Source organism: Marinicrinis sediminis (genome assembly GCF_042685085.1).
In the GTDB taxonomy this organism is placed as follows: Bacteria; Bacillota; Bacilli; order Paenibacillales; family KCTC-33676; genus Marinicrinis; species Marinicrinis sediminis.
Window position 1 is genome coordinate 48,897 of the sequence record NZ_JBHUMM010000044.1, and the last position, 25,973, is coordinate 74,869.

A 25,973-nucleotide genomic window follows, 5' to 3' on the forward strand; every position below is an offset into this window, starting at 1 on the left:
GACTTACTTATCCCCCTTAGCAGAATATTGAGCTTTCTGCTCTTCCAAATGAGCAGGCGTCGTTTCGAACATGCTGTCAATTAAGCCAGGGATCGTCATCTTGTCTACCGTCTCTGCCTTTTTGATCTGCTCTGCTACGTCTTTCTTCGCGGTCTCTATAACCTGATTCTCCTCTTCCTCAGACCATAGCCCCTTGCTCTCCGCATATTTGCGAATCCGAACGAGTGGATCTTTCTCGGACCATTCCTGCTCTTCCTCTTTTGTCCGGTATTTCGTAGGATCGTCCCCGGACATGGAGTGAGGGCCGAAACGATACGTAATGGCCTCAATCAGGGTTGGTGTTCCTTCAAGCGCATGCTTTCTTGCATCCTGTACAGCCTTCACGACCGCGAGGGCGTCCATTCCGTCTACCTGTACACCGCGAATACCTGCTGCAGCCGCTTTGTGAGCGATGGACTTCGCAGCAGTCTGCTTGGCGAATGGCGTGGAAATGGCATAACCATTATTTTGAACCATGAAGATGGCCGGCAATTCAAAAGCACCTGCAAAGTTCATGCCTTCATAGAAATCTCCCTGGGAGGTTCCTCCGTCACCGGTATACGTAATGACGACGTTTTTCTTGCCTTGTTTTTTCAGACCCATCGCCACACCAGCGCTCTGAACGATCTGGGCGCCGATAATAATTTGCGGCATCAATACGTTGACGTCAGCCGGGATCTCTCCGCCATGCTGATGACCTCTGGAATAGAGGAACGCCTGATACATGGGCAAGCCGTGCCATACAATCTGCGGCATGTCGCGATAGCCCGGACATACGAAATCTTCTTTTTCCAAAGCGAATTCACTGCCCACCATCGATGCTTCCTGTCCGGATACCGGTGCGTAGAAGCCCAGACGACCTTGACGCTGCAAGCTGACCGCTCTTTGGTCCCATACGCGGGTATAGACCATTCTTCTGAGTAGCTCTTTCAACTGATCATCGGTAAGCTCTGGCATGAAATCCGGGTTTACAACTTCACCAGATGGTGAAAGAATGGATAAAGGCTTCACTTCTTCCGTGAAAACCTCATGCGAAATTTTGCTCATGTAACCATTCACCTCGTTCAAAATATTGGACTGTGTGTTACTCTGTTATACCATTTTCGGACTCCTGTGTTAGAACAGGTTAAGACGGCTTTCTTGTAAATTCTAAGGATTTAATATTAAATCATATATAACAGTTAAAACAATTATATAATACAGATCACTAAATTTCTATCTTCTTTCTTTGATTTTTTAAGTTTTTTTTAAACCAGTATGGAAAGGAAGACGAACATGGACGACGCCAAATATTACAAACGCACCATTGTCAAAGAACAAATCTACTCCCACACACTGGATCAGGAAAGATCCCTACGCATTTTCTTACCCCCCGGATACGAAGAGCTAAACTCCTATCCCGTCATTTACTGTCAGGACGGAGAAGAATTCTTCAACTTTGGCCGGATCGCGACACATGCAACCAAAATGATTCTCGACGAAGGAATGGAACCGTTTGTCATCGTGGGCGTTGATGTCAACCTGCCCCAGCGTACCGAGGAATATGCGCCAGACGGTCAACGTTATGAAGCTTATCGGCACTTTTTTGCCCATGAAATGCTTCCCTATGTAGAAGAAAACTACGCTGTTCGAAACACGGCGGCAGAACGCATACTGGCAGGAGATTCCCTGGGAGGAACGGTCTCTCTTCATCTTGTCTTAGATCATCCTGAATTATTCACAAAGGTCATAAGCTTGTCCGGTGCTTTCCTCCCATCCACACAAAAAAGACTCCAATTGGAGTCTGATTTGTCTCATTTGCACATGTACATGCTGATTGGCACAGAGGAAGAGGCCGTTCAAACGGACCGTGGCACTTTTGATTTCCTGGCGCTCAATCGAACGTGCCAAACACTGCTGGAGGAACGAAATGCCCGTCTCCATTACACAGAGAAGCCCGGCCGGCATCTGTGGGGCTTCTGGCAAAATGAAATTCCGGAGGCTCTGGCCTTCTTCTATCGGGATGACACGGCACTGTAGCCTCTATCGTTTTTCGTAACGCTGCCGCAGCTGTTCCATCATCTGTTCCGTTTGCTCCAGGATCGGTTGTTCGATGGAGGCGTAGCTTGCATGCATCGTCAGTCTGTCTGCATGGGCAGAAACCGTCTGACGAATCGCCTCCTTCAACGTATCGACCGTATCGATCCGGCCTTCCGTCAGTTCATTCAGGCTGGCTGTTTGAGCAGGTACAATGCGTGGATATGACAGCGAATCATCTCCTTCTGATGCCTCCGCGTAAAACTGCCGCACCCGCTCTGCCAGCTCCGCACCGCTGCCTGAAACGACGATAAAGGCATGAACCAGATAGGCTTTCGTCTGGCGGCGCTGGGCTATCCCGCAAAATTTCCTCCCGCCAATCGCAAGATCATAATCACCCGGGCAATACGAGCCTTGAATCTCTCCTACCTCAAATCGAACCCCGAGCCTCTGACAAGCTTCCGCCAAAAACTCCACCATGACCTTAAAGTCATGATGGAAATCAATCGAGCCCGTCGGCTTGGGATGTATAAACGACACATTCAGTACCCCATCATGCAGCGGCACCGCGGCACCACCCGAATGACGCACAATGACTTTGCGTCCCTCTTGCTCTAGCCCGCTCATCGCCTGCACAGCTCCCGGCAGTCTGCGATCCCGAAGACCCATCACGAATCCGCGTGGATGGGTCCACATATGTACGGCAGGTATGCCGGTTTGCCCAACCTCCCGCGTGATAACTTCTTCCAGGGCGAACGGAATGAGCAAATCATCTTCGACATGGAAATCATGTTCAATCATCATCCAGTGCGAAGGAAAATTTTTCTTCATGTTGATGCTTCACCTCTTTCACAACGGTTTATATGATATCCAACCCTGCCATTCGAATAATAAGTGGTTAAATATGGTGATATCCGCAAAATACGAGCAGGATTTTTTTACCTCTTGTCGAATAGTGCTTTGTTAGTTATATTCCATCGTCACATAAAGGAGAGGATGTATCCATGTTTTGTACAGCATGCGGACAGCCGTTAGCTGAGAATGCTAGATTTTGCACATCTTGCGGACAAAAGATTACCACAGAGCAAGCAGAAATGAAAGAGCAGTTGGACGCTTCTCAATCATTCCATGAAGCTGAGGCCTCGACGTATGAAGCAGGTGCTGCAACCGAACCTGTGTCAGCCATGAGCCGGGAAGCATTTCCTGCTTTTAAGACGCCTGAGCCTGTCGAAGACAAGCCTGAAATAACCGTGGAGACCGCCCAACATTTCAGCACGACTGCAGGAACAGCACCTGCTGAAACAGCGACGATGGGAACAGCGGCAACGGCACACGCTGCTTCCCTGCCTTCCACCGAGGTCAGTGAAACGGCCATCGTCAAAGCCCCGGATGCGCCCAATCCCGTTGTGGCAGCATTAAAGGACTATGGGCAGTTTCTGCTGACCCATCTCAAGCAACCCACCAAGCGCAGCAGAAGGGTGACGGCCGCCACGGACAAGACCAACGGCCTGATCCATTTGGGCGTATTTGTGTTCCTTTTCTCGCTGGCCTACTACCTCATGTCTACGCAGAATCCGTTTCTTGAGGCTTTGTTTAGTGTCAATAGCGGTTTTTCATTTACGGAAAACCGGAATGAGTTTGTGGAATTCTTCCTCAAGCCGCTCATCGGGATGGCCATTATGATTGCAGCTGGAGCAGGACTTGCCTACATGGCTAGCAGACTGATGAAAACGAACCTGGATATTTGGGAAGTAACCGTTCGTTATGCATCCTATCTGGTCGTTCCTGCAGCCATGTTTACACTGCTCGCGCTGGCCAGCCTGGTCAGTGTAGAATTAAGTTTCTATGTCCTGCTTCTCGCCCTGCTCAGTCTGGCGCTGGCACTCGCGCTATGCATCTTTTCGTTTCACAACGAGAAAAATGAGAAATATGATCCTCTCTACGTCTCGCTGGGTGCCTTTGTCGTCCTGTTCGTCCTCTATTTCGGCATTTTGACTTAAACCTCAAAAAAACGTCTGGACCCCATGGTGCCAGACGTTTTTTTCTTAGCCTTTATCTATGCTGGCATAATAGATGCCTGCCTGTACTGGCCACCCATTAAATCGTACTCGAGAGATCGACAAGCTTGCTCTGGCTTGGATTGAATACATACATATTCTCAATACCCGAGATGACCCACTTGCCACTGTCCGCCTCATAATCCAGATAAACTCTCCACATATATTCATACTCCGTCAGTTCCGGTTCTTCATTCTGATAGTACACACTCATATCATAGAGAACCCGAACATCAATCGTAGTTTCAATGTTGTCTTCATACTGATTGAACGTCAAACTCTCTACATCATATTCGGCTGATTTCGGTGTTCCGGTAATGAGTAAACCTTGCTTCAGCAGATCATCCATATCATCCTGGTGAAAGGCTCTTCGCTCTTCATCGACATGCAGCAGAAGCTGAGGATCAAGCTGCGTATACGCCTCAATCCACGACACGGCGAATTCGTTCACTGTTTGCTGGACTTCATCCTGCAACTGGGCTGTAACCGGATTCAGGTCCAGATAGATATCCTGATCATCCTCGATGGACCAGGCAGGACTCTCCACCTCTCCCCACGGGTACGTTTTTACGGCCTTCAACTGAATGGAGCCGTCCAGTGGTACAGGGCCGATCTGCAGCCCACTGGCTGGAATGGTCTCCCCTGCGGTGCCGTTGCTTACAAGCTGTGCATCTGGATCACTGGCGAAGACCATCACATACGCCCCATTGAGGCTAAGATCCATGCTCGCTTGCTCTTGTTCAAACAGATCAACCTCAGATTCCTCTTGAAGCTTGCCGTATTCACCCTCATATACGGCCTTGACTTTATATTCTCCCGGCAAATACGGTCCAAAGCGGCGCTGATAATCCACCCGATCAGCCGTTGCTACCTTCTCATCGTTAATATACAGCTTGGTTCCCTTGAAGTTCGTCTGAACTTCGAGATAAAAGGGCTGTACGTCAAATACATAGCGGTCGAAGAAAAACCATTTCTTCCCTTCCTGTCTCAAGGACAGAAACGAGAATGCCTGATCACCGCTTATCGCTTCCGCTTCGGAGCCGAATACATTCAGCTTCTGATCGGAGTCCGTATTGCTGTCGGCTGCTTCCTGCGCGCGAAGCTGGTCAAATACCTTGCTCATGAACGAACGATGTTCATTCATAACCGCTATAAAACTATCTACCTGGGATTCGTCAATTTTGAAGTCGCTGTTTTCATTGTCCAGCCATTTCAAAACGCCCTCGGCATCCTTCTGTTCAATCGATTGCTCCAATTGATCAATGGCATATGAGGCAGATGTATAGTGGCTGCCGACAAACCAGCCGCTAACGGCCACGATGGCCAATAAGAATAAGACGGCAAGAGGTATCCAGATCATAGGTTTGAAACGACGTTTAAATATGAAGCGGCTTCCGCCAACCTTCGCTGTTTCCTCCGTATGGCTGACAAAGCGAGGATAGGTGGTGTCTGTCTCTTGATCTATGTTTGGCAGATTCAAATCTGCGCCACATGCTGCACAAAACCGATGCTCATTTTCGATAGATTCTCCACATTGATGACATTTTTTCACTGCGAATTCCCCCTATGGATCCCATTCATCAGGTTCTCCAGTGCCAGTATATCATGCCTCAGGCAAGTTGGCACCGTATCAGATAATTCGACAGACGCTCGTTATCCCCTTTTTTTGACACAAGCAAAAAGACAGGCCGCCTTAGCAGCCTGTCTCTGAATATGAACTATGGAGTAGGCGTAACCTCTACATCAGCCTCTGATTCTGTCATGTCCGAATCCGGCAGCATGAAGCGCAACAAGTCGCCGTAAATAATCTCATCTGAATAGCGAAGATCATTTTCCGCTTTTTCCCGATATGGATCACAGGCTTCATCTTCCACTTCTACGCCTGTCTCCCGGTCATAACACGTATTCTGTGCATACAGTACATCTTCAGCGATAAAACTTCCATTACGCAATACCGCTGCATTCGGATGATTGGCGGAAAACAGATCGTGCCCGAACATCATCCCGTGCGGTGTTTCTACACCCAACAGATTCAGAATCGTCGGCTTAATGTCAATCTGTCCGCTAACGGTATCGATTCGCTCCCCATCTGTGCCGGGAATATGAATGATCAGCGGAACACGCTGCAATTGCACGGAATCATAAGGCGTAATTTCCTTGTTCAAGAATTCTCCCATCGCCCGGTTATGATTCTCTGAAATGCCATAATGGTCACCATACAACACGAAGATCGAGTCCTCATACAGGCCGTTTGCCTTGACTTCCTCAAAAAATCGCTTCATGGACTCATCCAGATAACGGACAGTCGCAAAATAGCGGTCAAAGGAACCGTCCCCTGATGTGAAGTTCGGAATCATGGCATCCTCTGGTTCAATCACATATGGATGGTGATTGGTCAGCGTCAAAAACTTCGCGTAGAAAGGCTTCTCCAATGACTTGACTAGCGGCATGGACTGTTCGAAGAACTCAATATCCTTCAGCCCCCAGCCGACCGAATTCTCTTCATTGATCGTATAATACGGCTTCGCAAAGTATTCATCATAACCCATACTGTCATACATAAGCTCGCGATTCCAGAAGGAAGCGTCATTGGCATGGAAGACCGCTGAGGTATAGCCCTCTTCCTTGAGCATCTCAGGCGTACCGGTGTACGAATTCTGCGCATGCGTGAAGTAAACCGCTCCGCTCGGCAGACCATACAGGGAATTGTCGATGATGAATTCGGCATCAGACGTTTTTCCTTGACCCGTCTGATGATAGAAGTTCTCAAAATAGAAACTGTCTTCTATTAAATCATTTAAGAACGGGGTGATTTCCTGATTAAACATCTTTCGATCTATGACAAAGGATTGCAGAGACTCCAGGGAAATCAGGAATACATTTTTCCCTTTCGCAATGCCTTGCAGTTCCGAAGGCAAGTTTTGCGGGCTTGATTTCAAATAACTCTCCGCATCAACCAGATCCTCGCTGTCTGCAAATACCTTTTTCGATTTCATTCTCGAATTCAAGACGACATCATAGAGATGATAGTTGTAACTGCCAATACTCTTTACGACAATATTGCGGTCGAATGTACGGGTGAGCAACTGTGGACGAACCATTTCCGCCATCGTCCAGTTCACGAAGAAGACCAGAATAGCCATGGCGAATACGGACACCAGCTCCGGACGATGAATGCGAATCTGTGGAACCTTCTTCCCATACGCCAATACCAGCAACACGATGGTGTCTAGGAAAATCCACAGGTCTGTAAAATGAAACAGCTCCCAGATGCTTCCTCCGAGGTCGCTCATGTTCTTCGTCTGGAACAGGACTGGCAACGTAATAAAATCCGTGTAGAAACGATAGTAGATCAAGTCTGCAATCAAAATAACCGACGTAAAGACAGAGACCAAAATGACGGCCAGGTTGCTTCGTTTCCTCATAAACAACAGAGCAAAACCAAGCAGCAGCAGCGATGAACTGATCGGGGTTATGAGTAGAATAAACTCCTGGAACATCGATTCAACTGGCAGATCAAGCTGAAACCGCTGAACCATATAGGTTTTAAACCAGATCATCCCGATTGCCGCATAAAACAGCCACAATCTGGACCCATTGCTGATCGCCCATTTTTTTATCCATTTCATATGTGAAATTCCTCCTAGTTTTCCTGAGAGAACCTATTTTTTACAACTGTCACTATATATTAACGAATTGTAAAGCAAAAAGTTGCAACATGCGAAGTACAAATAAGCGCCCTTGTGTGCTATTTTCTTCAAATAGCAGGCATGTAAAGGCTTCCAATCATTTTTCTCATTGATTTTCTCGAGATTGATCCCGCTGGCTCTTCCTTACAAAACAAATACAGGTCACAACACGCAGGGGCTTGCCCTGTGACTGCTGCCGATGCTGAATCTTGTTTATGGTAGAATACAGTATACGAATCAACAGGAGGTTTTTCGTCCCATGACCCAGGATGAGCGCATGGATTTTACACAAGGACCGTTACTTCAGAAGATGCTGTGGTTCGCATGGCCTACCTTCATTGCGAATCTTCTTCAAGCCTCCTATCAATTTATCGACAGTTTGTGGATAGGGAATTTGCTAGGGAAAAACGCCATCGGGGCGGTCGCCATCTCGGCGCCTATCATTTTCTCGGTCCTCTCCTTCATGATTGGGATCAACGGTGCCACGCTGACCGTGCTGTCCCAGTATAAGGGAAGAAAAGATGAAGCCGGGATGCAGAAAGCGCTAAATGCCTTTTCGTTTATCCTTAGTCTGCTGGCGATCTTCCTTGGACTTGCGGGATTCATCCTGACTCCTACCTTGCTGGACTGGCTCGGAACTCCTCCCGATCTCATCGCCGATGCACGCATTTATTTGCAGATTCATTTTGCAGGTATTTTATTTTTGATGGGCTATAACTACGTCAGCACGGTGCTGCGAGCAATGGGAGACAGCAAGACCCCCGTTCGTTTTGTCGTCATGGCGGTCCTGCTCAATGCCGTACTCGATCCTTTGTTCATTGCCGGATTCGATCTGGGCATGGCAGGTGCCGCCTACGCCACCATCGTGGCTCAGGGAGCGGCCTTTCTATACGGGTTAGGCTTCTCGGTGAAGAAGCGGAACGTACCCTTCCAATGGCCCAGCCTGCCTTCCCGGCAGCATGGCATGCAAGTGCTTAAGCTGGGGGTGCCGGGCGGCTTGCAGATGATGGCTATCTCCAGCGGGATGGTCGCCATTCTTGCCGTTGTATCCCGATTTGGGAGCGATGTCGTGTCAGGGTTCGGCGCAGCGTCCCGAATTGAGAGCCTGATCATGATTCCTGCTTTTACGATGGGCTCAGTCGTCAACAGTATGGCGGGACAAAATGTAGGGGCACAAATATGGTCAAGGGTCCATCAGATTGCCCGACAGGGAGCCGTATTGATTTTTGCGGTATCCACAACGATCAGTCTCCTCGTTTTTTTGGGAGCAGAGTTCCTTATTCGTCTGTTCGTGTCCGATTCGGCCACGATCGATTACGGCGTGGAATATTTACAGCTGATTGCGTTTTTTTACCCATTTCTCGGATTGAACTTCGTGCTGAACGGCATCGCCCGATCATCTGGCGCGATGCTGCAAGTGCTCATCTTGAACCTCGTCTCTTTCTGGGCATTGCGTTTTCCACTGGCTTACGGTTTCTCCTTATGGATGGGGAGCAAGGGAATCGCCCTGGGGATCGGGATCAGCTTTGTTCTGAGCAGTCTGATCGCGGCCGGGTACTACCGCTACGGAGGCTGGCAGAAGATCAAGGTACTGGACACAGACAAGGCTCAGACCTGATCCTGGCTTGATCTTGACTGCTGATTTCCTGATTTTCGATTCATTCCAAACCTCGACGGGTAAGGAGGGAGCATGGATCGACATGCTCGATTCAAATCAGGAAAGTCAATGGAGGTATCATTTGTGAAGCAAAACGCACTCGTCAACCCGATGAAGACAGGCAAGAAACTGATTGCGACCGCAGCCATTTGCAGTATGATGGCATTGCCGGCCCAGTCCATTTTTGCAAATGGGCATCAAGGTGAGGATCATGCATCAGCCGATGCAAATGTCCATGCTTCTATAGACTTTATGATCAATGGCTCCCTCTATGCAAATCCGGTAGATGAGCCCCTGCCTTATATCAACCAGGATAACAGAACGATGGTTCCCGTCCGATTCTTTGCTGAAGCCATGGGTGTAAGCGAAGGAGATATCTATTGGGACAGTGAGACTCAGACCACGATGATGGTTAAGGGAGACACAGAAATCAAGATCACACTGGGTGACAATGAAATGTGGAAAAATGACACCCGTATCATGATGGATACAGAAGCTGAAATTCAGGATGGACGTATCTTCATTCCGGTACGCTTTGCCGCGGAAGGACTCGGTGCCAGTGTCGCGTGGGATGGAGATGAAAATCATATTATTCTCAATGCCGGGGTGGATGCGGCACTGAGTGTAGGCAGTGAAGAAAGCTCGAATGTAAATGTAGAGGCGGATATCGACGGAAATGTGGATGGCGTACTGAACTCAGACGTGCTCGATTTGCATAACGAGTCCGAATAATACGATCCTACCGTCACGGTCAACAATGCGGGATTTCGCTTAGACAACCGCTCTGACAATGGCCGATGCTGATTGGCCAAGAAGAAAACAGGAACAAAAAAAGCTTGCCGTTGCCCGATTGATTTCGAGCCATTGGCAAGCTTTTTCCTGTCTGATCCTACATTTTGTGCTACTGGTACTATTCAGCCGTAGGAGGGGTAAAGCTCCGCTTGGCAAATTCACTGTCCATCATAAAGAAGGCATTGCTGTCTTTGTCAATGCGCTTGAGCTTCTGAATGATGCCGTCAAACAGCGCCTCTTCCTCTACCTGCTCATCAATAAACCATTTCAGGAAGTTGATGGTGGCATGTTCCCGTTCATTCCATGCCAGATCGGATAGATCATAGATACGCTTTGTCACCATTTTCTCATGCTCATATGCCTTTTCAAAGCAATCCAGCACTGATGTGTACGTATTGTTCGGCGATTCAAAACCTGTTACTTCCGCCCGTTTGCCAAGCGTATTGATAAAATCAAAAATTTTCATCGCATGAAAGCGTTCTTCCTCTGCCTGCACGATAAAAAAGTTCGCGAAGCCATCCAAACTTTCATGCTGACAATACGCTCCCATCGCCAAATAGAGATGAGAAGATAAAAATTCAAAATTCATTTGTTGATTCAGTTCAGCCAGTAATTTGTCGCTTAACATGTGGATGCCAACTCCTTCCAAAGGTCATTTGCTCCGTTAATAGTATAACATATTAGCGCCCAAGTAAATCCGTCAGCGCGCTTTTCAGGTCGGGATACTGGAAGTCAAATCCGTGCAGTTTGAGCTTGGATGAATACACATACTGTCCCTCCAGCAGCAGCTGGGACATCTCGCCAAACATGAGCTTGAAGGCTGCTGCCGGGGCAGGCAGGAAATGGGGGCGATGCAGGACACCCGCGATTGTACGACCAAACTGATCATTGGTAACCGGTTTGGGAGTCGTGCAATTGACGGGACCCTCCAGATCGGCATGTACGATGGCAAACAGGATGATCCGTACCATGTCCTCGATGTGAATCCAGGAATGCCACTGTCGACCGCTGCCAATTCGCCCCCCGACAAACAGGCGGTAAGGCAAAACCATTTTCGGTAACGCGCCCCCTTCTCTGCCCAGCACCAATCCCGTACGCAGCTTCACGCGTCTCTCCACTTCTATGGTATCCACCGCTTCTTCCCACTTCTGCACCACTTCAGCCAGGAAATCGTCTCCCCGGTCCGTACTGGTTTCATCAAACTTTTTGGACAGGGAGGTGCCGTATACATTCATCCCCGAGCTGTTGATCACGGCTTTTGGTTTGTGTGTCATTCCGGCCACCAGTCTGGCAATGGCATGAGTCGTCTCCAGACGGGACTGCAAGATTCGCTCCTTCGCGTCTTCTGTCCACCTCTGACTGATCGTCTCCCCTGCCAGATTCACAATCACGTCCACGCCTTCAAGTTGTTCCTGATGTGTCAGCAACTCATCCCAGTTCACCGCCGCAAGTCCATATGATGCCTGTCTGGTCGGGCCTCGTGTCAGGGTGGTCACCTGGTAGCCCTCCTGCTTGCAGCGCGCCATCAGTCGCTGACCGATAAACCCGCTTGCACCGCCAATCAATATCCGCATGGACATCCCCTCCTACCGCTTGGAATCATCAGCTTCTTCTGTTTCATTGTAAACTTTTACCTCATCGAATGCCATTTTGAATCGGAGTCATCCTAACAGGGAAAGGAGGGAGTCACATGAGCGGAAGAAACAGCGCACCGAAAAAAGACGGCGGCAAGAGTAATCCCAGCCGAATCGATCAATATTCCGAACAGCACCAGCCATTTTTGGGACACATCCCGAAGAAGAATGAATGTAACCGATAAGCCCTTCCCATACCATCAAGCCTTGAACACGCACAAAAAAACCGGGTGATTACTCACTCGGTTTTCTCCAGAATGTTCATGCTCTCAATATGCTGTCTGGTCTGCGTGGTTCCCAGTTCGTGAATTTTGGCATAGACCTCACACAGCGTGCTGTCATAGAAGTCATTAGCATCATCCAGCTCATGATACGGCACGGAGGGGACAGGGGTTTGCCGAAAGGTCGCATTCTCTGCCTGCTCCACATCCTCGAACAAGGCGGACAATTTCTCGATCTCCCTGTCGGTTGCCATAATCTCAAACTCAAAGCTGGCGGCTCCTTTCTCTTCCAGTACGGAATGAGCCTGCACCGATACGTAATACATCTTCTTCACCCTCTTACCCCCCTGTGAACAAGTAAATGAATATAGCGCCCAAAATAACCAATACCGGAAATAGCGCATAAGCCAGCAGAACAGGATTGCGAGACAGTTTATGCTTCATACGGGCTTGAGACACGTCCCCGTCATGCTCGACCGGCTGCTCCCGCCCCACCTTGACGGTATACCAAATGCCAATACCCGAGATCACGATGATCAGTACCACGAGCAGCAGCAGTGTCATTGAACTCATTGCAGCATGTCTCCTTTCATCTTTACCCAGCGGTCTGCGTGTACCTGTGAAGCTTTATTGTTCCACCACATACAGTCCATATTCATCCGTCCATTCTGCAAAGAATATACCCTGCATGCCTTCATAGCCTTTTTCCTTCAGCTTTTGCAAGAGCCAATCCTCACTATATCCTCTGCGATGCAGATCATGCGTCATGGCTTTCCCTTCTAATATGACTGTCAGCGGCAACTCCGCGTGTGACGCTTCCGGCCCCGGCGTCAATTGAAGGTCCCTCTTCTGTACGGCTTCATAGGCTTCTTTTTTCATCACGGACAGCGTACCGCTCGTTTCCAAAATGGCATATTCCACTTCCTGCACAGAAAAAATATCTTTTTGCCGAAGCATATTTTTCAGTTGATCCACACTAATTTTATTTTTACCCAGTGTCTGCCGATCCATGACGCCCTTTGCAATCAGGATCGCCGGTTTGCCATCCAGAAAACCACGTAGCGAGAGCGACTTGATCTCGATGAATTCCACCAGGTACATCAGAGAGCCCCATACCAGCACGGCGAAGAAAATATAAGTGAGACCCACTTCTTCATCGTAAATGGCGTTTCCCAGCAGTTCGCCCAGTACAAGTGCAGAAATAAAATCGAACGGGGTAATTTGTTGAATCTGGGTCTTGCCCAGCAGTTTGGTCATTAAAAACAACAGAACAAATCCAATTAACAGCTCAACGACAATCTGTACAAAAGGCATGCTTTCCTTCCTCCCGCTTCACCCTGCTGTTCGGTCATCGCTTTTCTTTCTCATTGTTGACGAAACAGCGGATGCGTAAACGAGCGCAACAAAAAAGCCTTTTCATTTCTACCTGGCGTGCTGCACGGTAGAAATGAAAAGGCGGAAGGATGAAATTAAAAGTCAAAATTGTCCGGGTCTGGCCCAATTCGCTTGTTCTCATTCAAGGAAGCAATCGTGTCCATGTCTGACGCATCCAATTCAAAATCAAACACATCCGCATTGCTCTGTATGCGCTCAGCCTTGATGGACTTCGGAATCGTCACGACCTCTTGTTGCAAGTCCCAACGCAAGATGACCTGAGGAATCGTTTTTTGATGCTTGTCTGCAATCGCCTGCAGCTTCGGATGGTCCAGTAACTGTCCTTGAGCCAGCGGCGCCCATGCTTCCAGCTGAATGTGATGCTTCTTGCAAAACGCATGCAATTCGTTCTGCTGGAAAAGCGGGTGGTATTCTACCTGATTGACCGCTGGAACGATCTCACATTGCTGCAACAGATCCTCGATATGATGCGCGTTAAAATTGCTAACGCCAATCGCTCGAACATGACCGTCTTTGTGCAGCTTCTCCAAGGCACGATACGTATCCACATATTTGCCTTTCACAGGCCAGTGAACGAGGTACAAGTCGAGATAATCCACCTGAAGCTTCTTGCGGCTCTCTTCGAAGGCTCGCAGGGTCTCTTCATAGCCCTGATCCGCATTCCATACTTTTGTCGTAATGAACAGGGATTGCCGGTCCACGCCGGATTCCTTGATGGCAGTGCCCACCCCTTCTTCATTGCCATAGATCGCAGCTGTATCAATACTTCGATAACCGGCTTCAATCGCCGCTTTTACAGCCTGCTGTACTTCTGCGCCTTCTTCGGTCTTAAATACCCCCAGACCAAACCAGGGCATCTTCACCCCGTTATTCAACGTTGTACGATCTTCTAATCTCATCATCCTATATCCCTCACCTTCTTGTGTTGTACAGTTGATGTTCAAACTGTACGTACCCGATGTAAGCCCATCTTAACAATCTGGCCTGTCCATTGCAAACGAGGTGTCCGTGCAGGCCAAAAGACGCCAAAAGACTTCGGTCATCACCTGCACCGAAGTCTCTGTTTCACTCTGTACAACCGCTCTGAGCTACACGGTTCGGAGTTGCATGAAGCGACTGTTCGTTATCCGTGGTGATGATCATCAAACTGCTGCTGGCACTGGGCAAGTTTTTGCTTCTCTTCAGACAGCTGATTCTGTACCTCGGATACGGCGATCGTATTATTGCTGTAATGCGCTGCCTGATTGCAAGCCTGCTCAGCATGCTCCATCGATTGATAGGCTTGGGCAATCGTCTGCTCGTTTGGATGAGACTGGGCCTGGCAGACGGCATGGTGAACACGTTCCATCGAACGCTGGGCCTGGGATAATGGATTTTGCGACTGCAAGCTGGAATCCTTGATATTCATGCTGCATCCTCCCTCTCTGACTGACCATCACGATAGTGCGGCCGCGTACATTCAGATCGCGCCTGGCCATCGTGTATGATTAGCATGGAGCAAGACGACAAACTTTATGCTGGCAAACATGAACCCGTTCTCCAGCCCTTGACTCCTTCCAGATTCATTACCCTTTGTGCTTCTGCTTCTGCTGAAAAAAGAAAATCAGTACGCTTCGTTCTCGGATGGCTGGGATGGTGTCGATGGTTGTGCCGCAGTCTGGTCCCTCTCGCCGCCTCCGATAATCTTCACGCCGGAGCTAGCTCCAAGGCGACTTGCTCCAGCAGCGATCAGATCCCCGGCATCTTCTTTCGTGCGAATGCCGCCCGATGCCTTGACTTCCAATCTCTCTCCTACTGTCTCTTTCATCAGCCGAATATCTGAAACCGTTGCACCCCCACCTGAAAATCCGGTTGAGGTTTTGACAAACTGCGCACCCGCTTCCTCCGCCAGTGTGCAGGCCTTTTTCTTCTCTTCATCTGTCAGCAGGGACGTCTCGATAATGACTTTTACCAGTGCCTGTCCCCGGGCAGCCTCTACAACGGCCGCAATATCCCTTCTTACACCGTCCAGATTGCCATCCTTCAGATCTCCGATAGAAAGAACCATGTCTACTTCCTGTGCCCCTTGGGCGATGACCATGCTCGTCTCAGCAGCCTTCACCTCTGTCAGGGTTGCACCCAGAGGAAACCCGATTACCGTACATACCTTTACTGCCGTTCCCTTCAACTGCCGGGCAGCTGTCTCTACCCATCGCGGGTTGACACAGACGGACGCAAATCCGTGCTCCCTAGCTTCTTCAATAAGCTTCATTACCTGCTCCCGGGTCGCATCAGGCTTGAGCAACGTATGATCAATCTGATCCGCCCTTACCGCGGTATTCGACATCCTATCATCTCCTGTCATTTTTCAGCCATTCATCGAAACAACTTGCTCACTCTGGTTACCTCTAGCTTGCACTACCACTCATCAAACCATTCCAGTTGTCTGGGGTGAAGACCCGTATATTGAATATTCAACTGTTCCATGAGCTGCTTCGCGTTGTCTGCAGCATCACCGCCAGAATTATTGTTGAATACGACACATAACTGTTCGCAAGTCTGTTCCAGCGCAACGAGTCGCTCCTTCCATTCTGCCAGCTCGGCTGGTGAATAACGGTACAGGTAACGCACGGCTCGCCAGTCGGTTGTCTTGCGGTCGAGCCACCCAAATGTGTTCCGACCATGGAAACGAACGATCGTGCAAGGCGAGTAGGTGGTGACGGGTACAATGGGAATCGAGCCCTCTCCAGCTTGCGGCTCGTCGCACACACTGTGCATCCACTGCTCGCTCTTCATAAAATCAATCGTCTTCTGCCTCATTTCCCCACGAAACCAACTCTGATTGCGAAATTCCAGGGCGCAGGGCCAATCCGCCATCTGATCCTTTGTATAGCGAAGCAATTGCACATTATTCTTCTCACATCGAAACCAAGGCGGGTACTGGAACAAGACGGCCTTCAGTTTGCCTGCACTCCGCATCGGCTCCAGCACTTCGCGAAAGGTACGAAGCAACTCCGAAAGCGGCTCCTGCTCGGCAGCGATTTGCTTGCCCCGTGTGTGTCCGGTCATGCCTTGATAGGCTTTCACAATAAATCCGAACCGTTCAGGTGTTTCCTTCACCCACTTTTCGACGTTTCTGGCCGAAGGAATCGCGTAGAACGAGCTGTCCAGTTCGACAATCGGGAAATGGGCGCTGTAGCTTTTCAATTTGTGCTTGGCCAGCTCAGGGGTAGGATAGAGGGAAGGATGATCTCCCCAACCTGTTAATCCAATCTCAATCATGAACAGCCTCCCTTCTTCGCAAATCCTTGCATTCCCTGGTTCCTTGTTTTCCTTACGTTTCTAATGCAGGGCGATTGAACCGACAATCTTCTCCGATGCGATGTTTAAAGTTGGTCGATTCCGGACAGGCTAACGGTATATTAAGACCAGTCTGGATACATATCTGTTCTCCTGTCTCGCCACGTGGTCACGGAACCGCGTTCTCTCACCTGGTACAGCAGCTGCAAATCGAGGTCTGCTGCGATTACCATCTCCTGATTGAATTCCCCTTCCGCGAGTATCCCTCCAGGAGGGAAAGGAATATCATTCGGTGTGATCACAGCAGCCTGACCATAATTCGCTCTCATAAAATCAACGGTATGCAGCGCCCCTACCGTCCCTGTTGTCACGACATAGATCTGATTTTCAACAGCTCGGGCATGACAGGAATACCGAACCCGATGAAAACCATGTCGATCATCCGTACACGATGGACAGAAGATGATATCTGCGCCCCTTGCCCGGGCCATGCGCACAATTTCCGGGAATTCGATATCGTAGCAGGTCAGAACAGCGATGTTTGCTTTTTCAGTCGGAATGATTCGCAGGTCATTTCCCCCTGCAATCTGCCATTCCTTCACCTCGGAGGGTGTGATGTGAATCTTGCGCTGCTCATGAACCGTCCCTTCCGGTGTAAAGGTAAAAGCGGCATTATAAAGCTTGCCCTGTTCACGAATGACATGCGTGCCTCCGATCAGATACATCCCGTAATGACGGGACAAGCTTCTGAATAACGCCAGATAGTCTTCCGTATAATCTGGCAGCTTCTGTATCTGCCTGTTCGTCGTCAAGCTGCCCAACGAAAGCAACTGGGTAGTCACGAATTCCGGAAACAGCACATACTCACTCTCAAATTCTTTTGCGGTTTTTACACTATGCTCAATCTGGGCAGCAAATTGGTCAAAGCTGTCAATCGAGTGCAAGTGATATTGTACCGCGGCCGTGCGTAACTTCATCAGATGTAGAACCCCTTCCTGCCGTCTGCTGGATGACGTCTTTCTCGTTTCTTTATTTGATAGGATACGCATGTCTTCCATTGGACTGACTCGCGTCGGCTTGTCCTTGAACGGCCGTGCAGGGCTGTTATGTCCGAATACGTATTGCCTGTGATCGTCTGATTTTCCAGTTCCAAGATGAAAGATTGATTCAAATGTATAAAAAAAGGGTACTAAAATCAATATACTTAACGAATCTTGTTCGTAAAGGAGGGACAAACACATGGTCAGCAAATCAACAAAGTGGGTTCACTTCCACGGCTTGAAGCCATACATAGACGAATCCATCGATTTCTTGCTACGCAGATTGTACCAACACCATCGACATACGTACCTGCATACGATTACGACCGCACAGCTTGCCCTGCTGTTTGCTGAAGCCAGTCAAATGAATGAGGAAGAGAAACTGCCTTTTATCCGCTCGGTGCTCCTGCATGACATCGGAATCCTGCATATTCCCCAGAATGGGTTGAAGGATATTTACCTGAATGCAGACGCCTGGCAAGCATACAAGCAGCACCCGACTCTCAGCATGAACATTGTGCGTTCACTGAATATATCCAACGTCCATGAAGAAATGATACTGTACCATCATGAGAATCTGGATGGCAGTGGTTATCCATACCAGTTGGACTGGCAACATCTTTCCTATGAGGTCAGGGTCCTGCGCATTATTGACTCCTTTGCCGTCATCACCCGGGAGGCCAATCCGTATATTCGTTCCCTGGATACGATGCTGGACGAGCTCTACACCTGGAGCGATATTCTGTACGATGCCGAAATCGTAGAGCATTTTTCCTATATGATCCGCCTGGTCGTCGAAGGGGAACGGTCCAAAAGATAATGTCTTGTCCCCTTCAGTGTCCGCTCATGTTGCGATGAGTCTAGCTGAAAAAGCATAACGTTCACTGTATGAAAAAGACCTGTTGCAAGCAACAGGCCCTTGTCCACTATACATATTCCTGATAACGCTGGTATTTGGTATACCGTTCACTAATATGCTCAATCCAGCGGCATTCCACCAGTACCGCTCTTCGCAAGCCCTCATCCAGGGCCTGCAGCAGTTCTTCGCTATAACTCAGCAGATAGGCGGAGCATCGACTGGCATTTGTTGCCCACAGCGGAAAGCGCTCCTGGGCTTGTTTATTCGTGGACATGCCGTTCACATGCTGGTCGATGCATTCTCTGGAAGCACGGATGATCTGGAAGGACTCCAGCAATCCATACCGTTCCTTGAGGGTATGCACGCGCTTCTGCCTGCTTCGCAGTTCCTCCGTAAACATCGTCACTGCCTTGAGATTATCCTCCAGCGGATAAGGCTGCTGGGTCCATTTCTGAATCAGCGCCTCATTCGAGTAATGCGTTCGAAACGCTTCCCCAGCTGCTTCCGCATGGGTAAACTCCACGGTCATGAAGGGCTGAAAGCCATTCGCTCCATCGTAATTGATCGGGGTATCCATCGCTTTTCGCAGTTGGTGCCCGCTAATCTCCATAATGTCTTCGATCAAGGGATCATAAAAGCGATACTGATCCTCTCCATTTTTTTCGATCAGCATCCACAACTGGTCCGCATCGATATCGAACGGCGTCGGGTCCAACGGATGATGCCTTCGGTTAATTTGCACCGGTAGTGGCCCCTGCTCCCGCACATGCCATTCGGCAAATTCCATCGCTTCCATGTAATCGTGAAATCTGGCAAATTCAATCTTCCCGTTCATCGGCTTCAGACAGGTTTTGAGCAGCTCCTTGGGAGCGTTAATAGAAAGTCCACCATCTCCTGCATGCAGGGCAAACAGGGGAGGGAAACAGGTATGTTTCATTTCCATCGGGATGTGATACACCTGACGAATATAGTTCAGCGCAGCGGATACAAAGGGATGATACGCTGCTGTCAACGATAACATGCGCTTACCCACCCAACCTTTCATATGTGGATTTAACAGAATGATAGACAGCCGTTTGTCTGTCTCGCGGGTGTTCGATCACCCGGAGCTGTTCGGTCTGCCTGGTTTTCCGTGGAAACCAGTAAGGGGAATAACGGAGAAACGGACGCGTTTTTTTCCAGGCATCTGCAAAAGTAGGCCAACGGGTAGGATGCACATACATGCCATCCATCCCTTTCAGAAGCAGCTGAATATAGGTCTGTTTATCTCCATCCTCGGGAATGAATACCGTCCCGCCATTCAGTATGCAGTGAATGAGAATTTGTCTGGCTCTTGGATCGCTGAACGGGGACAGCATTAACAGTTCCCCGGCATAGGTCTCCGTATGATCAGGGTCCAGACCATCAATTCGGGGATCGACCCACTCCAGTTTTCCGTGAAGCTGCAGTTCCTCTACGGGCTGCAAAGCGGCGCACGGATAAATAAAGTAGCCGACTTCCTTGCGAAATACGGTGTACTGACTGCTTTCCTCTGGCACATCCGCGCATATCTGATAGTCGGGGGCAAAATGCTCCAGTTCCTGTTGCCTCTCCTCCCTGGACAAATAATGATCGGCTACAAAAATACTGCAGCCAAAAAAAGCGGCGGCCAAAATCCATTCGATGGAGGTCATCGAATCCGGTATATCCAAATAAATGCGGTGATGCTGCTGGACGCTCCACTTGCACAGTTCATCCTGCTTGCGTCCAATGGCTTCCCTCAATGCGACATAGCTCAGTTTTTCTTCTCCACATACCACTGCCTGTCCATAATGATGATGTGTATCCAGTATTCTTCCCCCTCTCTGCTCACCCCGCTGTCCTTGTCCATTTTCGCTAGCCTAATTGTAAAGGGAATCATGTAAAATGTTTGTCTAAATTCGTTGGGTCATCAGGTTCTATTTTCGTTGAATCCTGTATAAATTAACGCTCTCTTTGTCGAGAAGTGAGTGTAAAGCCACCTATTCACAAAAAAAAGAACGAGCGAGATCGCGCGGTATGCGATCATCCCCTCGTTCCAGCGTGTTTTCACTTGTCTGTTAGGAATAGTTCCTTCCCTTTCCGGAGTCTGAAAGTTCGACCAGCACCTCCGGATAGGGTTCAAAAAACGACTGTTGCTGCAAATAGATCTGGTCAAATCGCAGCACCCAGGAACGCAGCAGGGTCAGCAGGTTGCCGAGCGGAATTTTGCGATCCTGGTATTTCACGAGCAATTCCTTGAAGTACGCTTTTTCTTTTGCCGACAGCTCTTTCTTGAAGTAGCCCATAATATGTTCACACACATTGATGTTGGACGTATAGCGGGCTGCTTTGGCAAACAGCTTGCCCAGATGCTCGCCATACTTGTCCCAGACCTGTGCAATAGACCGCTGTTCATGATTGGCTACAACCCGCCCCATTTCCTTGAGCTGGGTCTGATTGTACGCCATAAACAGATATTTATGCCTGGAATGGAACTGAACCAGCTTTTTCATGGAAGGGTTCTGCTTCTGTTCCCGAAATTCAGCCATCGTGAACAGCTTGGTCAAGAAATGCTCACGAATCGTGAAATTGGACAATCTCCCCTCCTCCTCTATGGCCTGTCCGGGAAATCGCTCCAAAATATGTGCCGCGAAGCGACCGCTGGCGCGATCGACGACGGGAGCACGCTCCGCACCTGCATACACTTTGACATCACGGATACCGCAGCTTGGAGAACGATTTTTCAATATGAATCCATCGACATCTTCCCCTTCGAGGGCATCGAGAAACTGAACAGCAAAAGTGTCCATCTTCCCGGTCAGATCCGTTCCGGTCGAAGGCTGAATCAAACGAATGCCGTCTCCCTCTCCCGTCACCAGTCGAATCGTCTCACGCGGGGTCCCAAGACCGATTTCAACCTCGGGACAGACGGGTATAAACCGGACATAGGGCTTCAGGTTTCGAACGGTTTGATCCGGCACGCGGTCACCATTATAGCGGCAGGCTTCAAACTCCAGACATTTGCTTACGACAACAGTGGGTTTGGCAAATTGATACGGTTGTGTATCCATCCGGTACCTTCCTTTCTGTGGTGAATGGCAAGTTCAGCCTGACGTGCCTGTCTCTCAGCGCAAGTATGCCTGAATATGGTATACTCATTTCAGTATCCTGAATATAACAAGAAGCGAGTGATTTGAAAAGAGACGCAAATTGAACCCCCCCCAACCTGTTATCGCGTATAAATTTCAACATCCGATATGATGCTAAGAACACAAGCACGTATCCCGCAACACCTGCATGGCATTTCAGATGAGGCTAAATTAAAGGAGGTGCGCCGTTCTGTCGACCCCTGCGGCTAACCCTGTGTGTTAGCTAGCCGGCATTGAAGAGAACGGTACCAATCTACATGTCACTATTACCCATTGTTCTAAATCTATCCCTGGTCCTATTTCTCGTTTTTTTGAACGGATTTTTTGTGGCAGCCGAGTTTGCCATGGTCAAGGTGCGGAAGAGCCGCATCCAGTCGCTGATTGACGAAGGAAACCGCAAGGCCAAGTTCGCCCGCAATCTGGTGGATCATCTCGATGCATATCTCTCCGCCTGTCAATTAGGGATTACCCTCGCTTCCCTGGGTCTTGGGTGGATCGGGGAACCGGCGATTGCCCATTTGCTGGAACCGATGCTGACCAAGATGGGTGTGGGCGATGTGGCCCTGCATACGATCTCCTTCATTATTGCATTTACGATCATCACCGTCCTGCACATCGTACTGGGTGAGCTGGCACCGAAGACGCTTGCCATTCGGAAATCCGATTCTGTGACGCTGTGGGCGGCTATTCCGATGATTGCATTCCGCAAGGTGATGAGTCCATTTATCTGGCTGCTGAATGGAACAGCCAACTACATTTTGAAGATGGTCGGCATTGAGCCGGCTGGTGAGCACGAGTCGGCACACACGGAAGAAGAAATACGCATCCTGATGAAGGAAAGTCACCGTAGCGGTCTGATCGACAATACCGAACTGACGCTGGTGGACAACATCTTCGACTTCGCAGACACACACGCAAGAGAAATTATGATCCCGCGTACCGAGATCATCGGACTGCAAACGGGCCTGGCTTTTGCGGAAAATGTGGAGTTCGCTTTACAGAAGACCTTTACCCGCTTCCCGGTCTTTGAAGCGGACAAGGATCATATTGTCGGCTTTGTGCATATGAAGGATTTGCTGAAGGAAAACCGCGAGAACGGTCAAAACGGTGACCTGCACGCCATCATACGCCCGCTGCCGCGTGTTCCTGATTCAATTCAGATCAGCAACCTGCTCAAGCTCATGCAGAAGAACCGCACGCAGATGGCGATATTGTTTGATGAATATGGCGGCACATCCGGCCTTGTGACGATGGAAGATATCATCGAAGAGATCGTCGGAGAGATCCAGGATGAGTTTGACAATGAACGTGCTGAGATCGAGAAGCTTGGCAAACACTTGTATTCCCTGGATGGTCGCGTGTTGATCGAAGAGGTCAACCAGCTTCTGCTGATCGAGATTGAGAGTGAAGACTATGACACCATTGGCGGCTGGCTGATCTCCCAGGTGGAACTGCCACCGGAAAAGGGACAGTCTGTCAGCTACGAGGGCTATCAGTTCACGATTGAGGAAACCGATCAAATGCGTGTCCTGCGTGTACACATCGAGAAGCTGGCTGCCACCACAGAGCCACCTCCAACGGCATAACGGATAGATAGAAAGAAACCCGCTCAAGAGACAGATGCTGCGCGTATACGCAGGCATCGCTCTGGCGGGTTTTTTGCTTGGCTCTTCCATCAGCCTTTCGGCAGGACGAAGGAACTCTTCAACGATACAATTAGATTAAAGACGGGTTTGCCAGGCAGCGAGTGCTTCGGATCGACATTAAAATATCCGTGGCGGAAAAACTGGAATTTATCCTGGGCTTGTGCTTCCTTCATGCCCTGCTCCACATAGCCGGCACTGACTTCCAGTGAGTTCGGGTTAATATGATCGAGGAAGCTCTGTCCTTCCTCGGTCTCCTCTTCGGAAATGAGCGGTTCATACAGACGGAATTCCGCTGGTACAGCCTGAGTCGCCTCCACCCAGTGCAGAGTCCCCTTCACCTTGCGGCCTGTAAATCCGCTGCCGCTCTTCGTTTCCGGATCATACGTGCAATGAATCTCCGTGACGTTCCCTTGCTCGTCCTTGATCACCTCTTCGCACTTGATGAAATAGGCATGCTTCAGACGCACTTCATTGCCAGGAAACAATCGGAAGTATTTCTTGGGCGGGTCCTCCATGAAATCCTCTTGTTCGATATAGATCTCTCTGGAGAACGGAATTTTTCGCGTGCCCATTTCCGGATTCTCCGGATTGTTTTCGGCCTCCAGCCATTCTACCTGTCCCTCCGGGTAGTTGGTGATCACAACCTTGAGTGGTCGAACGACGCCCATCGTACGTGGCGCTTTCAGCTTCAGATCCTCCCGTACGAAATACTCCATCATCTTGTGATCGACGGTGCTGTTGCTCTTGGTCACCCCGATCTCCCGCACGAACTGCCTGATGGACGCTGCGGTATAACCTCTGCGTCGCAACCCAGAAATGGTCGGCATCCGCGGGTCATCCCATCCGTCCACCTTCTGCTCATCCACCAGCTGTTTCAGCTTGCGTTTGCTCATGACGGTTTGCGTGACGTTCAACCGGGCAAATTCATACTGACGGGGAACGTTCGGCATCTCACACTGTGCAATCACCCAGTCATACAGCGGTCGCTGATCCTCGAACTCCAGTGTACAGATCGAATGCGTGACCCCCTCGATGGCATCTTCCAGCGGGTGGGCAAAGCTGTACATCGGGTAAATGCACCAGGCATCTCCAGCATGATGATGAGCGGTGTGGGAGATTCGATACAATACAGGGTCTCTCAGGTTGATGTTGGGAGAAGCCATATCAATCTTCGCTCTCAGCACCTTTTCGCCGTCTCCGAATTCACCCTTGCGCATGCGCTCGAACAAGTCCAGATTCTCTTGTACGGAGCGACTGCGGTACGGACTCTCCTTGCCCGGTTCTGTCAAGGTTCCGCGCATCTCCCGAATTTGATCCCCATTGAGGTCATCGACATAAGCCAGCCCCTTTTCAATCAGGCGCACCGCACATTGATACATGTCCTCAAAGTAATCCGAAGCGAAAAACAGCCCGTCCCAGCTATAGCCCAGCCACTCTACATCTTCCTTGATGGCTTCTACAAATTCCACATCTTCCTTGAGCGGATTCGTATCATCAAACCGCAAATGGGTTTTGCCGCCAAATTCATCAGCCAGATCAAAATTGAGGCAGATTGACTTCGCATGTCCAATATGCAAATAGCCGTTCGGTTCAGGCGGGAAGCGTGTAATGACTTCCTTCACCTTGCCCGTCTTCACATCCTCTGAAATAATGGCTTTGATAAAATGCGTATGTTCATTCATATGCGTTTCCTTTTCCATGTGCAAATCCTGCCTTTCCCCATCTTTTCCCCATCCAAATTACCGTGTCTACTTTCGGTGAAAGCTATTATTCCATTATAATAGCCAGCTTTCTCCATGTACATTCCCATTATAAAGGTGTTGGCGTTGGACCGCAAAGCTTCTTCATCGCCTCATCCTCGCTTTTTGATGGTCTGTTTTATCCCGTCCCAATCACGCGCACACCAGAAAGTAAAAAAGCACGCCCGCACTTGGGGCATGCTAAAAAACAGAAAACCGAAGGGATGGATGTCCGATCAGTGCCATTGTTCCAGAAACGGCATCAGGGTTTGCACGAATGCCTCCAGCCCAGCCTGATCGACTTCACTGAACCGGTTGACGGAAGGACTGTCAATATCCAGCACCCCGATTGCTTGCCCTTCCCGTACGAGTGGGATGACGATCTCAGACTGAGAAGCGGCGTCACAGGCAATATGACCCGGAAACTGGTGAACATTCGCCACTCTCATCGTTTGCCTGCGCTCAAATGCCGTCCCGCACACACCCTTGCCACTGTCTATGCGCACACAGGCTGGCAAGCCTTGAAAAGGGCCCAGCACCAGCTGACTGGAATGCGTCTCCCACAAATAAAACCCTGCCCAGTTAATATCGGACAGCGCCTGCATCAGCAGGGCGGAGCTGTTTGCCAGATTGGCGATGGCGTTCTGCTCGCCATCGAGCAGCGCTTCGAGCTGTTTATTTAACATGGCATAATCTTCTGCCGTTTGAACGTTTAGCTTTGATGCTTGAAACATGTGTGTACCTCCTCGCAAATAGATAGC

The 25,973-nt window shown here is 49.5% G+C and carries 26 protein-coding genes; 7 read left to right on the forward strand and 19 right to left on the reverse strand.

Annotation, left to right across the window (positions count from 1 at the left end; genetic code table 11):
• Positions 1-3 precede the first annotated feature (3 nt).
• Entirely contained in the window at positions 4-1,086 is a 1,083-nt protein-coding gene (pdhA, locus tag ACFSUC_RS18020; protein ID WP_379931036.1) for a pyruvate dehydrogenase (acetyl-transferring) E1 component subunit alpha, read from the reverse strand.
• Between the two features lie 228 nt (positions 1,087-1,314).
• On the opposite strand from pdhA, the gene ACFSUC_RS18025 reads away from it, so the two are divergent.
• The gene (locus ACFSUC_RS18025) at positions 1,315-2,058 is read left to right on the forward strand and encodes an alpha/beta hydrolase (protein WP_379931037.1); all 744 of its coding nucleotides are present in this window, start codon (positions 1,315-1,317) and stop codon (positions 2,056-2,058) included.
• A gap of 3 nt (positions 2,059-2,061) precedes the next feature.
• On the opposite strand, the gene ACFSUC_RS18030 is transcribed toward ACFSUC_RS18025, so the two are convergent.
• A complete protein-coding gene (locus tag ACFSUC_RS18030) occupies positions 2,062-2,886 on the reverse strand; it encodes a lipoate--protein ligase family protein (RefSeq protein ID WP_379931038.1) in 825 nt (274 codons plus the stop codon).
• A gap of 173 nt (positions 2,887-3,059) precedes the next feature.
• On the opposite strand from ACFSUC_RS18030, the gene ACFSUC_RS18035 reads away from it, so the two are divergent.
• A complete protein-coding gene (locus ACFSUC_RS18035) occupies positions 3,060-4,055 on the forward strand; it encodes a zinc-ribbon domain-containing protein (protein WP_379931039.1) in 996 nt (331 codons plus the stop codon).
• 97 nt (positions 4,056-4,152) lie between these two features.
• On the opposite strand, the gene ACFSUC_RS18040 is transcribed toward ACFSUC_RS18035, so the two are convergent.
• Positions 4,153-5,664, reverse strand: a complete 1,512-nt coding sequence (locus ACFSUC_RS18040; protein WP_379931040.1) for a zinc ribbon domain-containing protein — start codon at positions 5,662-5,664, stop codon at positions 4,153-4,155.
• 166 nt (positions 5,665-5,830) lie between these two features.
• Positions 5,831-7,741 (reverse strand): LTA synthase family protein, encoded by a 1,911-nt coding sequence (locus ACFSUC_RS18045; RefSeq protein ID WP_379931041.1) that lies wholly within the window; start codon positions 7,739-7,741, stop codon positions 5,831-5,833.
• 319 nt (positions 7,742-8,060) lie between these two features.
• Between ACFSUC_RS18045 and ACFSUC_RS18050 the strand changes: the two genes are divergently transcribed.
• Positions 8,061-9,419, forward strand: a complete 1,359-nt coding sequence (locus ACFSUC_RS18050; RefSeq protein WP_379931042.1) for an MATE family efflux transporter — start codon at positions 8,061-8,063, stop codon at positions 9,417-9,419.
• Between the two features lie 123 nt (positions 9,420-9,542).
• Positions 9,543-10,190 carry a copper amine oxidase N-terminal domain-containing protein gene (locus ACFSUC_RS18055; protein ID WP_379931043.1) on the forward strand — a complete coding sequence of 216 codons (648 nt, stop codon included), beginning with the start codon at positions 9,543-9,545 and terminating at the stop codon, positions 10,188-10,190.
• A 178-nt stretch (positions 10,191-10,368) separates the two neighbouring features.
• Here the strand turns inward: ACFSUC_RS18055 and ACFSUC_RS18060 are convergent, their stop codons facing one another.
• Positions 10,369-10,878: a ferritin gene (locus ACFSUC_RS18060; RefSeq protein WP_379931044.1), complete on the reverse strand. Its 510-nt coding sequence runs from the start codon at positions 10,876-10,878 to the stop codon at positions 10,369-10,371.
• 52 nt (positions 10,879-10,930) lie between these two features.
• A complete protein-coding gene (locus ACFSUC_RS18065; RefSeq protein ID WP_379931045.1) occupies positions 10,931-11,824 on the reverse strand; it encodes a TIGR01777 family oxidoreductase in 894 nt (297 codons plus the stop codon).
• 116 nt (positions 11,825-11,940) lie between these two features.
• Here ACFSUC_RS18065 and ACFSUC_RS18070 point away from each other — a divergent pair, with 116 nt between their 5' ends.
• Positions 11,941-12,069 carry a hypothetical protein gene (locus tag ACFSUC_RS18070; RefSeq protein ID WP_379931046.1) on the forward strand — a complete coding sequence of 43 codons (129 nt, stop codon included), beginning with the start codon at positions 11,941-11,943 and terminating at the stop codon, positions 12,067-12,069.
• A 53-nt stretch (positions 12,070-12,122) separates the two neighbouring features.
• On the opposite strand, the gene ACFSUC_RS18075 is transcribed toward ACFSUC_RS18070, so the two are convergent.
• The 8 genes from ACFSUC_RS18075 to ACFSUC_RS18110 all read right to left on the reverse strand — a co-directional run bounded on the left by ACFSUC_RS18075 (position 12,123) and on the right by ACFSUC_RS18110 (position 17,756).
• The gene (locus tag ACFSUC_RS18075; RefSeq protein ID WP_379931047.1) at positions 12,123-12,440 is read right to left on the reverse strand and encodes a hypothetical protein; all 318 of its coding nucleotides are present in this window, start codon (positions 12,438-12,440) and stop codon (positions 12,123-12,125) included.
• A gap of 4 nt (positions 12,441-12,444) precedes the next feature.
• Positions 12,445-12,678, reverse strand: a complete 234-nt coding sequence (locus ACFSUC_RS18080; RefSeq protein WP_379931048.1) for a hypothetical protein — start codon at positions 12,676-12,678, stop codon at positions 12,445-12,447.
• A 54-nt stretch (positions 12,679-12,732) separates the two neighbouring features.
• The gene (locus tag ACFSUC_RS18085) at positions 12,733-13,419 is read right to left on the reverse strand and encodes a DUF421 domain-containing protein (RefSeq protein WP_379931049.1); all 687 of its coding nucleotides are present in this window, start codon (positions 13,417-13,419) and stop codon (positions 12,733-12,735) included.
• Positions 13,420-13,574: 155 nt separating this feature from the next.
• Entirely contained in the window at positions 13,575-14,402 is an 828-nt protein-coding gene (locus ACFSUC_RS18090; protein WP_379931050.1) for an aldo/keto reductase, read from the reverse strand.
• 221 nt (positions 14,403-14,623) lie between these two features.
• A complete protein-coding gene (locus ACFSUC_RS18095; protein ID WP_379931051.1) occupies positions 14,624-14,908 on the reverse strand; it encodes a hypothetical protein in 285 nt (94 codons plus the stop codon).
• Positions 14,909-15,103: 195 nt separating this feature from the next.
• Positions 15,104-15,826, reverse strand: coding sequence for a deoxyribose-phosphate aldolase (deoC, locus tag ACFSUC_RS18100; protein WP_379931052.1), 723 nt, complete (start codon positions 15,824-15,826; stop codon positions 15,104-15,106).
• 71 nt (positions 15,827-15,897) lie between these two features.
• On the reverse strand, positions 15,898-16,761 hold the full coding sequence (locus ACFSUC_RS18105; protein WP_379931053.1) for a DUF72 domain-containing protein: 864 nt from the start codon (positions 16,759-16,761) through the stop codon (positions 15,898-15,900).
• Positions 16,762-16,901: 140 nt separating this feature from the next.
• Positions 16,902-17,756: a carbon-nitrogen hydrolase family protein gene (locus ACFSUC_RS18110; protein ID WP_379931054.1), complete on the reverse strand. Its 855-nt coding sequence runs from the start codon at positions 17,754-17,756 to the stop codon at positions 16,902-16,904.
• A 262-nt stretch (positions 17,757-18,018) separates the two neighbouring features.
• Here ACFSUC_RS18110 and ACFSUC_RS18115 point away from each other — a divergent pair, with 262 nt between their 5' ends.
• Positions 18,019-18,639, forward strand: a complete 621-nt coding sequence (locus ACFSUC_RS18115) for an HD-GYP domain-containing protein (protein ID WP_379931055.1) — start codon at positions 18,019-18,021, stop codon at positions 18,637-18,639.
• A gap of 106 nt (positions 18,640-18,745) precedes the next feature.
• Here the strand turns inward: ACFSUC_RS18115 and ACFSUC_RS18120 are convergent, their stop codons facing one another.
• From ACFSUC_RS18120 to ACFSUC_RS18130, 3 genes are all read right to left on the reverse strand, one after another.
• Positions 18,746-19,699, reverse strand: a complete 954-nt coding sequence (locus tag ACFSUC_RS18120; RefSeq protein WP_379931056.1) for a hypothetical protein — start codon at positions 19,697-19,699, stop codon at positions 18,746-18,748.
• Positions 19,700-19,703: 4 nt separating this feature from the next.
• Positions 19,704-20,441 (reverse strand): hypothetical protein, encoded by a 738-nt coding sequence (locus ACFSUC_RS18125; protein WP_379931057.1) that lies wholly within the window; start codon positions 20,439-20,441, stop codon positions 19,704-19,706.
• A gap of 315 nt (positions 20,442-20,756) precedes the next feature.
• The gene (locus ACFSUC_RS18130; RefSeq protein ID WP_379931058.1) at positions 20,757-21,749 is read right to left on the reverse strand and encodes a YbgA family protein; all 993 of its coding nucleotides are present in this window, start codon (positions 21,747-21,749) and stop codon (positions 20,757-20,759) included.
• Between the two features lie 335 nt (positions 21,750-22,084).
• On the opposite strand from ACFSUC_RS18130, the gene ACFSUC_RS18135 reads away from it, so the two are divergent.
• Complete coding sequence (locus ACFSUC_RS18135; RefSeq protein ID WP_379931059.1) at positions 22,085-23,413, forward strand: hemolysin family protein; 1,329 nt, start codon at positions 22,085-22,087, stop codon at positions 23,411-23,413.
• Positions 23,414-23,502: 89 nt separating this feature from the next.
• Here ACFSUC_RS18135 and ACFSUC_RS18140 read toward each other — a convergent pair whose 3' ends face one another.
• Together ACFSUC_RS18140 and ACFSUC_RS18145 are read right to left on the reverse strand one after the other, a co-directional pair.
• On the reverse strand, positions 23,503-25,155 hold the full coding sequence (locus tag ACFSUC_RS18140) for a glutamine--tRNA ligase/YqeY domain fusion protein (RefSeq protein WP_379931116.1): 1,653 nt from the start codon (positions 25,153-25,155) through the stop codon (positions 23,503-23,505).
• 293 nt (positions 25,156-25,448) lie between these two features.
• Positions 25,449-25,946, reverse strand: coding sequence for a GAF domain-containing protein (locus ACFSUC_RS18145; protein WP_379931060.1), 498 nt, complete (start codon positions 25,944-25,946; stop codon positions 25,449-25,451).
• Positions 25,947-25,973 lie beyond the last annotated feature (27 nt).